9 protein-coding genes are annotated in these 12,553 nt (G+C 67.6%); 5 read left to right on the forward strand and 4 right to left on the reverse strand.

From position 1 onward, the window contains the following. Nucleotides 1-185 precede the first annotated feature (185 nt). The 4 genes from icmF (at nt 186) to ACGFNJ_RS20425 (ending at nt 6,641) form a co-directional block, all read left to right on the forward strand. On the forward strand, nt 186-3,404 hold the full coding sequence (gene icmF, locus ACGFNJ_RS20410) for a fused isobutyryl-CoA mutase/GTPase IcmF (protein ID WP_393450191.1): 3,219 nt from the start codon (nt 186-188) through the stop codon (nt 3,402-3,404). Between the two features lie 53 nt (nt 3,405-3,457). Continuing rightward, nucleotides 3,458-4,540 carry an amidohydrolase family protein gene (locus ACGFNJ_RS20415; protein WP_393450194.1) on the forward strand — a complete coding sequence of 361 codons (1,083 nt, stop codon included), beginning with the start codon at nt 3,458-3,460 and terminating at the stop codon, nt 4,538-4,540. Nucleotides 4,541-4,695: 155 nt separating this feature from the next. Further along, nucleotides 4,696-6,192: a flavin-containing monooxygenase gene (locus tag ACGFNJ_RS20420; RefSeq protein ID WP_393450197.1), complete on the forward strand. Its 1,497-nt coding sequence runs from the start codon at nt 4,696-4,698 to the stop codon at nt 6,190-6,192. A gap of 41 nt (nt 6,193-6,233) precedes the next feature. Continuing rightward, nucleotides 6,234-6,641: a DUF3224 domain-containing protein gene (locus ACGFNJ_RS20425; RefSeq protein ID WP_393450200.1), complete on the forward strand. Its 408-nt coding sequence runs from the start codon at nt 6,234-6,236 to the stop codon at nt 6,639-6,641. A 1-nt stretch (nt 6,642) separates the two neighbouring features. Here ACGFNJ_RS20425 and ACGFNJ_RS20430 read toward each other — a convergent pair whose 3' ends face one another. From ACGFNJ_RS20430 to ACGFNJ_RS20445, 4 genes are all read right to left on the reverse strand, one after another. Then, complete coding sequence (locus tag ACGFNJ_RS20430; protein WP_393450203.1) at nt 6,643-7,413, reverse strand: helical backbone metal receptor; 771 nt, start codon at nt 7,411-7,413, stop codon at nt 6,643-6,645. 27 nt (nt 7,414-7,440) lie between these two features. After that, the gene (locus ACGFNJ_RS20435; protein ID WP_393450206.1) at nt 7,441-7,968 is read right to left on the reverse strand and encodes a TetR/AcrR family transcriptional regulator; all 528 of its coding nucleotides are present in this window, start codon (nt 7,966-7,968) and stop codon (nt 7,441-7,443) included. Nucleotides 7,969-8,280: 312 nt separating this feature from the next. Beyond that, the gene (locus ACGFNJ_RS20440) at nt 8,281-9,048 is read right to left on the reverse strand and encodes an SWIM zinc finger family protein (RefSeq protein WP_393450209.1); all 768 of its coding nucleotides are present in this window, start codon (nt 9,046-9,048) and stop codon (nt 8,281-8,283) included. Then, nucleotides 9,045-11,939, reverse strand: a complete 2,895-nt coding sequence (locus tag ACGFNJ_RS20445) for a DEAD/DEAH box helicase (protein ID WP_393450212.1) — start codon at nt 11,937-11,939, stop codon at nt 9,045-9,047. The genes ACGFNJ_RS20440 and ACGFNJ_RS20445 overlap by 4 nt, the downstream gene beginning before the upstream one ends. Nucleotides 11,940-12,130: 191 nt before the next feature. Here ACGFNJ_RS20445 and ACGFNJ_RS20450 point away from each other — a divergent pair, with 191 nt between their 5' ends. Then, nucleotides 12,131-12,493, forward strand: a complete 363-nt coding sequence (locus ACGFNJ_RS20450; protein ID WP_393450215.1) for a hypothetical protein — start codon at nt 12,131-12,133, stop codon at nt 12,491-12,493. Nucleotides 12,494-12,553 lie beyond the last annotated feature (60 nt).

The following is a 12,553-nucleotide window of genomic DNA, read 5'->3' on the forward strand; positions in this document are numbered from 1 at the left end:
CATCGCGTCCCATCGGAACTCGAGCCGGGACCCACTGTCGCTATTTGCAGTCACCTCGAGCAGAACTCGCACCGCAAATTTTTCGGAATTGACCGGGCGTTTCGACCTGGCGCTGTGACGGGTATCACCGTACGATTAGTTTGACGTCCTACTATCTGGCGTCGAGGAATCGCCGGAGGAATACCGTGGCCGAGAGCAGCGCACTGCACACGCCGACCCATCCCATTCGCTTCGTCACCTCCGCCGCCCTATTCGACGGACACGATGCGGCGATCAACATCATGCGGCGCATCCTGCAGGCGCAGGGCGCCGAGGTGATCCATCTCGGCCACAATCGCGCGGTCAGCGAGGTGGTCGACGCGGTGCTCACCGAGGACGCGCAAGGCGTCGCGGTGAGTTCCTATCAGGGCGGGCATGTCGAATATTTCGAATATCTCGCCGACGCGCTGAAAAAGGCTGGGGCCGACCCTGTTCGGATATTCGGCGGTGGCGGCGGCGTCATCGTCGCCGAGGAGATCGCGCGGCTCGCCGCCGCCGGGGTGACCATCTTCTCGCCCGAGGACGGCCAGCGACTCGGCTTGCCGGGCATGATCAATCAGCTGATTCGCGCCTGCGATGTGAACCTGGCCGCCGAGCCACCGGCGCTGGATGCGGTGCTCGCCGGCGAACGCGCTGCGCTGGCCCGCGCGATCACCTGTCTGCAGCAGGACGCCATGTCCGAGGACGATCGGCAGGCGCTGGCGCAGGCAGCTGCCGCGCGCACCGTTCCGGTGCTCGGCATCACCGGCACCGGCGGCTCCGGAAAGTCTTCGCTCACCGATGAATTGGTGCGCAGGTTGCGGTCCGACCAGCAGGACAAGCTGCGGGTCGCGATCCTCGCGGTCGATCCGACTCGGCGGCGCGGCGGTGGCGCGCTGCTCGGTGATCGCATCCGGATGAACGCCCTCGACGGCGACCACATCTTCTTCCGTTCGCTGGCCACCCGCGGCGGACGCGAGCTGCCGAACAATATCGAGCTGATCGTGACCGCATGCAAGGCCGCCGGTTACGACCTGGTGATCTTGGAGACGCCGGGCATCGGACAGGGCGACGCGGCGGTCACCGAGCACGTCGACGTCGCCATGTATGTGATGACGCCCGAGTTCGGCGCGGCCTCCCAGCTGGAGAAGATCGACATGCTGGATTACGCGGACGTGGTGGCGATCAACAAGTTCGAGCGCCGCGGCGCCGCCGACGCGCTGCGGGATGTGTCGCGCCAGCTGATCCGCAATCGCGAGGCCTTCGGCGCGGCGCCCGAGGACATGCCGGTATTCGGCACCAGCGCAGCCACTTTCAACGATGACGGCGTCACCGCGCTGTACCAGCACCTGGCCGGGCTGCTCGCGGACAACGGCCTGCGGCTGGAACATGGCGCGCTGCCGAAGGTCGATACCCGCGCGTCCACGCGATTCGCGCAGATCATCCCGCCCGCCCGGGTGCGCTATCTCTCCGAGATCGCCGAAACCGTGCGCGACTATCACGCGGGCACGGCCGCTCAGGTCGTTGCCGCACAACGGGTTCAGCGCCTCGACCAGGTCGCGGCCGAACTGCCGGACGACGGCGCCGTCGCCGAGCTGGCGGCGGCCGCGCGCGGCGACCTGACCACCGACAGTGCCGCACTGCTCGCCGAGTGGCCCGCGCTCGCCGAGTCCTATCGCGGCGCGGAGCAGGTGGTGCGGGTGCGCGATCGCGAGATCCGGACCCCGCTGCGGCGGGAAACGCTGTCCGGCAATTCGATTTCCCGGGTGGCGCTGCCCCGCTTCACCGATCATGGTGAGCTGCTTCGCTTCCTGCGCTCGGAAAATCTGCCTGGCCGCTTTCCCTTCACTGCGGGTGTGTTCCCATTCAAACGGGACAACGAGGACCCGGCTCGGATGTTCGCGGGCGAGGGCGACCCGTTCCGCACCAACCGCCGGTTCAAGGTGCTCAGTGAATACGCGGACGCGAAACGGCTGTCCACCGCGTTCGATTCGGTGACGCTCTACGGCCACGATCCGGCCGAACGCCCCGATATCTACGGCAAGGTCGGCACGTCCGGCGTCTCGATCGCGTCGGTGGACGATATGCGGGCGCTCTACGACGGCTTCGACCTCACCGCGCCGACGACCTCGGTGTCGATGACCATCAACGGCCCGGCCCCGACCATCCTGGCGTACTTCCTCAACACCGCGATCGATCAAGCGCTGCACCGCTTCTCGGAGTCGGAAGGTCGCGCGCCGACCGAAGACGAGACTGCGGACATCAAGGCAAAGACCTTGGCCAACGTCCGCGGCACCGTGCAAGCCGACATCCTCAAGGAGGATCAGGGCCAGAACACCTGCATCTTCTCCACCGAGTTCAGCCTGCGCATGATGGCCGATATTCAGGAATGGTTCGTGCGCAACGGCGTTCGCAACTTCTACTCGGTCTCGATCTCCGGCTATCACATCGCGGAGGCGGGTGCGAACCCGATCAGTCAGCTCGCCTTCACCCTGGCCAACGGATTCACCTATGTGGAGGCGTATCTCGCGCGCGGCATGCGGATCGACGACTTCGCCCCGAACCTGTCGTTCTTCTTCTCCAACGGCATGGATCCCGAGTACTCGGTGATCGGCCGGGTCGCCCGGCGCATCTGGGCGGTCGCCATGCGAGATCGCTACGGCGCCAACGACCGTTCGCAGAAGCTGAAGTACCACATCCAGACTTCGGGCCGCTCGCTGCACGCACAGGAGATGAGCTTCAACGACATTCGCACCACCCTGCAGGCGCTCATCGCGATCTACGACAACTGCAACAGCCTGCACACCAATGCCTACGACGAGGCGGTGACCACACCTACCGAGGAATCGGTGCGCCGCGCACTCGCCATCCAGCTCATCATCAACCGCGAGTGGGGCGTGGCGATGAACGAGAATCCGCTGCAAGGCAGCTTTCTCATCGACGAACTCACCGATCTGGTCGAGGAGGCGGTGCTGGCCGAGTTCGACCGGATCAGCGAACGCGGCGGTGTCCTCGGCGCGATGGAGACCGGATATCAGCGCGGCAAGATCCAGGACGAGTCGATGCGCTACGAGCACCGCAAGCACGACGGCTCGCTGCCGATCATCGGCGTCAACACGTTCCGCAATCCACATGGCGAGCCGCACCACGAGATCGAATTGGCCCGTGGCACCGAGGAAGAGAAGCAGTCCCAGCTGCGGCGGGTCCGCGAATTCCAGCACCGGCACCGCGACGAGGCGCACGCCGCCCTCGCCAGGCTCGAAGCGGTCTCGCGCACCGACGACAACATCTTCGAGGTGCTGATGGATGCCGCACGTGTCTGCACCCTGCAGCAGGTCACCGACACCTTCTTCACTGTCGGGGGTCAATATCGCCGCAACGTCTGACCCACCGTGTGACAATCGCCGGATCTGATCCCTCGACGTAGGTGGGCGAAGCCATGGATCTCGCGGGCACCCCGATCATCGATGCGCACATCCACCAGTGGGATCCCTTCGCCACGCCACGGATTTTCAGCGGGACGGCCAAGCTGTTCCGGTTGCTGCCCGTTCCGGTCGGCGCCGCGACCTGGCTCGCGCCACGGCGCGACCGGGAATTCAGCGGCGATCCGGGAGTCTTCCTGTCGCCGTATCTGCCTGCCGACTATCGGTCCGACGCGGGCGACCTGCCGGTCGACGGGATCGTGCACATCGAGGTCGGCTGGGCAGGCAAAAGCCCGAACGACAAAGCGGGCGAGACCAGGTGGGTAGCCAGCCTGCCGTTCGGCGTCGACACACCAGCACTTGCCGCGATCATCGGCGGCGGCGATCCGGCGGCCGCCGGTTTCGCCGACCTGCTCGATGCCCATCGCTCGGCCTCGCCGCTGGTGCGCGGGATCCGCACCATGGTCGCGCACCATCCCGATCCCGGCGTCCGTTCCTTCGCCAAGGCCGAAAACCACCTCGGCAGCACCGCATTCCTGGACGGGTTCGCGCAGCTCGCCGCGCACGAGCTGAGCTTCGAGGCGTGGGTGTACTCGCACCAGCTGCCCGCGGTCGCCGAGCTCGCGAAGCGCTACCCGCAGGTGCCCATCGTGCTCAACCACCTCGGCACGCCCGCAGGGATTTTCGGCGCGGTCGGCAAGCACACCGGCACGAACCCGAGTCTGCGCCGCGAGTTGTTCGTGCGCTGGCGTGACGACCTCGCGGCAGTGGCCACGCACCCCTCGGTGGTCGCGAAGGTCAGCGGTCTGACGATGCCGATTCTCGGCCACCCGGTGCCGCCGCGCGGCGCGCCGACTCCGGTGCCGGTGCTGCTCGACCGCATCGGCCCGATGCTCGAGCACGCGATGGACGTGTTCGGCCCCGACCGGCTGCTGTGGGGCTCGAATTATCCGGTGGACCGACCGATTACGAGCATTGCCAACAGCATCGAAGCCGTTGCCGCCGCGGTCACCGGACACGGCGGCGGGCCTGCGGAGCTGGCACGGATCTTCCGGGACAACGCCCGGCGCGTGTATCGCATCGACGACGAAAACGCCTGATCTCGCACCATCTAATGCTCGCTATGTACCGCCCGGTATCCGTACCGTGGAGGGCAGGGCCGATGAGAATCGCCCTCGTCGAGGACGCGGCCCGGACAGCACGGGCAGTGGCGCGCGCACATCGCCCGTGGGGTGGGAAACACAGGAGGTGGCGCATGAACGGTAACGGGATTGATCACGAGGTGGTCATCATCGGGGCGGGGTTCTCCGGAATCGGTGCCGCGATCAAATTGCAGGAGGCCGGATTCGACGATTTCATCCTCGTCGACGACGCCGACGGAGTCGGCGGGACATGGCATTGGAATACCTATCCCGGTATCGCCGTTGACATTCCGTCGTTCAGTTATCAGTACTCCTTCGAGCAACGCGCAGGCTGGTCCCGTACCTACGCGCGGGGTAGCGAATTGAAGGCCTACGCCGAATCGTGCGTGGACAAATACGGGCTGCGGCCGCGGATTCGGTTCAGCACCACCATCGTCGACGCCGAGTTCGATGCGGACGGCCGCCGCTGGCTGCTGCGCACCCAGGACGGCGACGAGCTGACGGCACGATTCGTCATCGGCGCCACCGGCGTGCTCACCCGCCCCAAACTGCCCGAGATCCCCGGCGTCGACGAGTTCGCCGGGCGCGCCATGCACACCTCGCGCTGGGATCACACGCAGGACCTGCGCGGCAAGCGGGTCGCGATCATCGGCACCGGAGCCTCTGCGGTGCAGGTGATTCCGGAGACCGCGCCGCAGGTCGAGCAGCTCGTCGTCTTCCAGCGCACCCCGATCTGGTGCCTGCCGCGCTGGGATGTCCCGCTGCCCAAAGCATTGCAGTGGGCGCTGCGGGTGCCGGGCGTGAAGTCGGTGACCCGGTTGATCAGCCAGACCTACGTCGAGGTCACCTTTCCCATCTCGGCGCACTATCACCGGCAATTGCCGATGGCGGCGATGCTCGGCGAGCGGCTCGGCCTCGCCCACCTGCGCGGCCAAGTGCATGATCCGGTCGTCCGCGAAAAGCTCACGCCCCGTTACGCATTGGGCTGCAAGCGGCCCGGCTTCTCGAACGACTACCTGGCCACCTACAACCGCGACAACGTGGTGCTGGAGACCGACCCGATCGAGGCCGTCACGCCGACCGGCGTGCGCACCGCCACCGGCACGGAGTACCCGGTCGACGTCCTGATCCTGGCGACCGGCTTCAAGGTGATGGAATCCGGCAACATGCCGACCTTCCAGCTGCGCGGCCTCGGCGGCCTCGATCTGGAGAAATGGTGGGACGAGAACCGGCTGCAGTCTTACCAAGGTGTGAGCGTGCCCGGCTTCCCGAACTTCTTCGCCATCGTCGGACCGTACGGCTACAACGGCGCGTCCTACTTCACTCTGATCGAGAACCAGACCAAGCACATCCTGCGCTGCCTGCGCCATGCGCGCGCTGGCAAAACGACGGTCGTCGAGGTGACCCGCGAGGCGAACGAGCGGTACTTCCAGGAGGTGCTCGCCCGGCGCGGCGGCCAGGTGTTCTGGCAGGACAGCTGTGCGTTGTCCAACAGCTACTACTTCGACAAGCACGGTGACGTCCCGCTGCGGCCATCGACCACGGTCGAGGCAGCCTGGCGTAGTGGGCATTTCGACCTGTCCGACTACCGGTTCGCCAACTCGGCGTAACCGGGCCGCTGGTGTCGGTGGGCGCCGCTACGCTCTGGCGCATGAAAGCAATCGGCACCTTCTCCGTCACCTCGTTCGTCCCGACCGAGGTGACGCAGGACCCGCCCGTCACCACCGCGCTCCCGGTCGGCCTGGCCACCATCGAAAAGCACTTCGACGGCGAGGTCACCGGGCGTTCGGCGACCCTGTTCACCTCGGCATTCGACCTGTCGACCGGTGTGGGGACCTACGTCGCGATGGAGTCGTTCGAGGGGGCGCTGAACGGCAGCGAAGGCACCTTCAACTTCGCGCATTCGGCCACCACGGGGGGCACCGATCGCTCGAACGAGTTCTTTCTCATCGTCCCGGGCAGCGGCACCGGAGACCTGACCGGGATCACCGGAACCGGCGGTCTCAGCGTGGATGCCGACGGCGGACACCACATCTGGTTCGACTACGAGCTCGGCTGAATCAGGGGTAAAACGCCTCGGCCAGTTGGCGGGTGAGGGTGGCGCGCGCGGTGGCCAGGGAAGGCCCGTACCAGGTCAGGCTGCGGCCCTCGACCAAGGCGACCGGGATGCCTGGGAACGCGTCGGGGCCATCGGCCCTGGTGAAAACGTAAGGCTCGTCGGGGAGCACGGCGAGATCGATGCCGGTGGTCAGCTCGTCGTCGGTGAGACGCGGGTAGCGATCGGGGCGATCGGCGTGCACGAGGTGCAGGCCGAGGCGGGCGGCGAGGTCGCCGGTGAAGGTGTTGCGGCCGACCACCATCCACGGATGGCGCCAGATCGGGATGACCGCGTTGCGCGGTGGTGTGGATGGCGGTGCCGCCCAGGCCTTTTCGGCCTCGGTCAGCCAGTCGGGGACGGCAGTTCCGAGCGCGTCGGTGCACAGTCGAGCCAGTGCGGCGAGCGCCTCGTCGACCGTTTCGATCCTGGTCACCCACACCGGAATTCCCGCGGCGCGCAGCCGGTCGACGTCGATGCGCCGGTTCTCCTCCATGTTGCACAGCACCAGGTCGGGAGCGAGCTCGATGATGCGGCGGGTGTCCGGGTTCTTGGTGCCGCGCACCCGCTCGACCGCCAAATCGCGCGGATGCGTGCACCATTGCGTCGCGGCGAGCAGCACGTCCGGGCAGGTGGCGGCCACCGCCTCGGTGAGCGAAGGAACCAGCGAGACCACGCGCCGCGGCGGTGCGGCGATCGGCACCACCGTGCCGAGATCATCACGCGGTGCGGTCACGACGACTCGCTCGCTCGGCAGATCGGTTCATGACAGCACCCGCTCGGCGAGGATGCGCAGCTCCTCCGGCGGGACAACGGGCAGCATGTTGCTCGCACCGAGCACGAGCAGATAGAGAATCCGCGCCGTCTGGATCGCGTCGGTCTCGCCGTACCCGCTCTCCCGCAACAACTTTCGCAGGAAGCCGAGCCGGACGGCGTCGATCCGCTGCTTGACCTCGGCGGCGGCCGGGTCGTCGATCGCCCAGGACCGGATCGCCGTCTCCAGCCTGGCAGGCTCGTCGTCCTGGAGCACGAGATCGAGCAGCAGTTCGAGTCGGCCGCGGGCATCGAGGCCTTCGGCGGCGGTCACCTCGCGGAGGTAACGCATGGTGTGCACCTCCTCGAAGTGCTCGAGCAAGTCCGCTTTGTATCCGGAGATCCCCGCGAAGTGGTGATAGAAGGAGCCGGTGGTCAGCCCGGTCGCGGCGACCAGCCGGTCGAGAGTGAGCCCGGCCGGGCCCGTCGCACCGAGGATCGCCAGGCCGGATGCCAGCCATAAGCCCTTGCCCGCCACATCCGTCAGCCTAAACAGAGTTCAGGTTCTGGTTCGCAAAACCGCGCGCCCCGGCGTGGTCCGAAGTTCGGTGCAAGGGCAGTGGCCGGGCAACTCTCGGGCAGTTCCGGGGCGGGGTCGGCGCGCGCACACTGGGTGAGCATCCGGTGTCGGGATGTCCCGGTCCCTGTGCAACCGGACCTGATCCCGCCCCGAAGAGTCCGGTGGCAACCGCAAGCCCCGACGCCGGATGCTTACCAACCTCGGCAGGCCACCGGGTGACCCCGGCGCGGAATCAGCGCACAGCCGCCGCAACCGCGCCCGGAACAGCACTCAGCCGTCGAAACTTCCGTACAGCGCGGTGAGTTCACGCAGGCCTGCCGCGGCGACGGACTCCTCGTCGGCCGTCATCCGCAGCGCCTTCCGCAGCAGCATCTGGTCCAGATCATCGAGGGCAGGGCGGAATTCGAGCTTCGGCAGGTCCGGCAGTTGGGCGTCGTCGCCGTAGGGATCGGCGACGTCGGTGGCGCGCAGGTCGCGTTCGATGCCGCCGATGAGGGTGTCCAGGTCGAGGCCGCGCAGCGTGAGGATTTCCCGGGGGCGTTCATCGAGACGTTCGGCAAGCAGGTAGCAGACCGCCGCCACATGCTTGCACGGCCAACCCGGATCCGGGCAGCTGCAGCTGAAATCCAGGTCGGCGGCGGTGGTCGGCAGCAGCAGCGGACCGAGGTCGGTCGGCAATGCGCCGGAAGCGATCTCGGCGAGCATGCCCGGCGCGTCCCTGATCGCCTCGATGAGCAGCTCGATCTCCTCCTCCCGCAGCGGGCGGACGGTGAAGATCGCGGTGAACGGGCTCGGTTGGCTGCCCTGCACCTCCGCGGTGACCGCGCCGGGCTCGATCCGGTAGCTCACCACCTGCCCGGCCCTGGCATAGGTGCGCCCGCGCGACATGCGGCCTGGCTCTGCCATCCGCTCCACGGCGTCGATCAGCGCCTTGCCCCACCAGGTGCGTCCGAAACCGCCACGGCGACTGCGGGCCTCGACCCCGCCGCGCACCGGCCGCCGCTTGCCGAATTCGCTGTAGTCGATGTAGGGACTCATTCGCCGACCGCCTCCGCGCCGAGGGCGAACAGGTGCTGCAGTTCGTCGGTGCTCAGCTCGGTGATCCAGTTCTCCCCTGCCCCGATCGCCAGGTCGGCGAGTTGCCTTTTGCCGTTGATCATTTCGTCGATGCGCTCTTCGATGGTGTCGACGCAGACCAACTTGCGCACCTGGACATTGCGCTGCTGACCGATCCGGTACGCGCGGTCGGTGGCCTGGTTCTCCACCGCCGGATTCCACCAACGATCCAGGTGCACCACATGATTGGCCGCAGTGAGGGTCAACCCGGTGCCACCGGCCTTCAGCGACAACAACATCAGCGGTGGCCCGTCCGGTTCCTGGAAGCGGGTGACCATGGTGTCGCGCCGCTGCTTGGGCACCCCGCCGTGCAAGAACGGGATCTCGGTGCCGAACCGCTCGACCAGATACGGCGCGACGAGCTCGCCGAACTCACGGAACTGGGTGAACAGCAGCGCCTTCTCGCCGTCGGCGAGCACCGCATCCAGCACGTCCTCGACCAGCGCGAGCTTGCCGGATCGATGATTGCCACGATGCAGCACCGCAGAGCCGTCGCCGAGGAAATGTGCCGGATGGTTGCACACCTGCTTGAGCCTGGTCAGCGCGCTGAGCACGGCGCCCTTGCGCGCCATGCCTTTCGCGTCCTTGATCTTCTCCAGCATGTCGTCGACCACCGCCTGGTACAGCGCGGCCTGCTCGACGGTCAGGTTCGCGCGCACCGTCATTTCCAGTTTCTCCGGCAGATCGGTGATCACCGCGGGGTCGGTCTTCACCCGGCGCAGCACGAACGGCTGGGTGATCATCCGCAGCCTGCTGATCGCGTTCTCGTCGCGCTCCCGCTCGATCGGCACCGCGAAGCGGGCGCGGAACGTCTGCGCGCTGCCCAGCATCTTCGGCATCGCGAAATCCATGATCGACCGCAGCTCCTCCAGCCGGTTCTCCACCGGAGTTCCGGTGAGCGCCAGCCGATGTCGCGCAGGCAACGACCGGGCCGCGCGCGCCTGCCTGGTCCCCGCGTTCTTGATGTGCTGCGCCTCGTCCAGCACCATCCGATCCCACGACTGCCGTTTCAGCTCGTCGAGATCCCGTGCAAGCAAGGCATACGTCGTGATCACGAGATCAGCGTCCGCCACTGCCGCATCCAGCTCGGCCCCCAACCGCCGGCCCGCGCCGTGGTGCACCAGCACCCGCAGATCGGGCGCAAAACGCTCGGTCTCGCGCTGCCAGTTGCCGACCACCGACATCGGGCACACCAGCAAAGTGGGATGCGGCGCTGCACCACCAGCCAACTCCCCCACAGATCCCGGCGACGTCGACTGCGGCACCGCACCGCCAGCCGACTCCTTGCCGGGCACCTGGGCGGTGGAGGGCAGCAGCGCGCCGCTGACCGACTCGCGCTCGTGCACCAGCAGCGCCAGCACCTGCAGGGTCTTGCCGAGGCCCATGTCGTCGGCCAGGATTCCGCCGAAACCCATGCGGCTCATGGTCGCCAGCCAGGCGAGGCCACGTTCCTGGTAGGGCCGCAGCTGTGCTTTCAGGCCGATCGGCGGGGCGATCGGCGGGAGCTCGCGGGTTCGGTCCAGGATGTCCGCGGCCCATCCGGTGGCGGTGACCTCGGTGATCGGCACCTGTTCGACGCGGCCGCCCGCGAGTTCGCCGATCAGGTCGGCGAAGGTGATCTCGGACGTATCGGTGTGCGCGGCAACGTAGCGCGCGGCGGCGGCCAGCATCTTGTGATCGGCCTGCACCCAGTCGCCGCGCAGCTTGACCAGGTCGGACTTGCTGGTGATCAGCCGAGCCATCTCCGCCTTGGTGAGCACGGTGTCGCCGAGCGCGAGTTCCCATCGGTACGAGACGAGTCCCGGCATGCCGACGGTGCTTTCCGCGGCGGGCACCGCGCTGTCCACCCGCAGTCGCATGGTCGGCGCACTGACATTCCAGGCCCGCGGCAGCAGTAGTTTGACGCCTGCGGCCTGCAGCGCGTGCGCACCGTGCTCGACCAGGTCGACGACGACCTCGGTGGGCAGCAGCAGATCCATCGACCGCGGATCGGTGGGCAGGTCGCGCAGCCGAGGATAGGCGCGCTGTGCCGCGCCGAGCTTGTCCACCGCGATCCGCAGCAGATTCGGATCCGTATGCAGCAGTACCGGATTCGGCGCTTCACCGTCGAGCCGCAGACACACCTCGAGCCGCCACAGCGCGACCGATTCGTCGGCGGTGCCGAGCTCGCCGTCCGGTTCGAGCAGGCGCAGCACCAATTCCGGCTCGTCGCCGGTCAGGGTCGCCCGCCACTGCTCGAGCACCTCGGCGACCCGATAGCTGCCGCCGTCCAAGGCGATATCGCGCACCAGCGCGTCGACCAGCGGGTGCGAGGCCGTCGACGCGTCGATCAGCGTCCGCGCGATCGGATCGGTGAGCTCGGTGACCAGGTCGTCGAGCACCGCGTTCGGCCGACCGGCGACCCGCAGCGCCGCGGGCATGGCCACGGCCAGCTCGGCAAGCCAGGCCCGCTGCCGCTCGCCCCCGACCAACCGCCAGCGCACCCACCATTGGCCATCGGCCCTGCGCAACTCGGGCACGATCCGACCGGCCCGCACCCAGCGCTCGATGCCACGCGCGACGTGCGCGAGAAACCGCAGATCGCCGGACACCGCCTCGCTCGGCAGTCGTTGCCGCAGCGCGTCCGCCGCCGCGATCGGCGCCATCGCGTGCGCCCGGACCTGCGCGGTCGCCGCGCCGTCGACCAGCACCTCGGCCCGGTGCCGGAATTTCGACGCGCGCAATGCGCTGCCCAACGGGTCGGGCAGCGCGACGAGGGGCGAATCGTGCCAGAGCAGCAACCCGGAGCCCGGCGACCACAGACCGTGCAGCATCAACCCATCCAAGCAGGCCGGTCCGACAGCGATCCATCGACCGCGACGTCGCGCTTGTCTGGATTTCTGGGCCTGACCGGAACATACTGGTATATCCGCTGGTCATCGCAGCAGAACCCCCGGGGATGGCAGCTGGCGAAGCCAGCGGGTCGGGTAAGCGCAGTCAGGTGTCAACGGAAGCGGAGGCAATCATGACGATTCTGCTCCAGGTTCTCGAGCAGAGCTTCACGCCGACGACGCCGTGGGAACGGCGCAAATTCACCTTCATCAAGGCCGAGAAGATCGTCGGGATGAGGTTGGACGGCCAGTCCGGCGTGTGGCTCGACCTGTCCCGCCCCGGTGAATCACAGCGCTTGGCCCGAACTCTCGACCCGCACGAAGCCATCACCTTCCTGCTCGCCACCTTCGCCAAGCTCGCCGAATGCGAGGAGCGCGGCGGTTCGTGGCTGATCGGGCACGACGGCGCGCACGCAGAGTCGATTTCGGCCACCCGGTTCCCACCGCGGGCGAGCGAGGTCGCCGAAGACGACCTCCTCGCGCGCGCGTGGTTGTGAGGATCGCCCGGCCTTCCTGCTGAGAATCGCGCTGTGCCCGGGGTACCCGGATGTCGGTCC

The organism is Nocardia sp. NPDC049149 (assembly GCF_043197455.1).
GTDB lineage: Bacteria > Actinomycetota > Actinomycetes > Mycobacteriales > Mycobacteriaceae > Nocardia.

Excerpts from the sequence above, each read along its gene's own strand:
- ACGFNJ_RS20415 (WP_393450194.1), top strand. The coding sequence starts at position 3,458 with ATGGATCTCGCGGGCACCCCGATCATCGATGCGCACATCCACCAGTGG.
- ACGFNJ_RS20425 (WP_393450200.1), top strand. The coding sequence starts at position 6,234 with ATGAAAGCAATCGGCACCTTCTCCGTCACCTCGTTCGTCCCGACCGAG.
- ACGFNJ_RS20420 (WP_393450197.1), top strand. The coding sequence starts at position 4,696 with ATGAACGGTAACGGGATTGATCACGAGGTGGTCATCATCGGGGCGGGG.
- ACGFNJ_RS20445 (WP_393450212.1), bottom strand. The coding sequence starts at position 11,939 with ATGCTGCACGGTCTGTGGTCGCCGGGCTCCGGGTTGCTGCTCTGGCAC.
- ACGFNJ_RS20450 (WP_393450215.1), top strand. The coding sequence starts at position 12,131 with ATGACGATTCTGCTCCAGGTTCTCGAGCAGAGCTTCACGCCGACGACG.
- ACGFNJ_RS20440 (WP_393450209.1), bottom strand. The coding sequence starts at position 9,048 with ATGAGTCCCTACATCGACTACAGCGAATTCGGCAAGCGGCGGCCGGTG.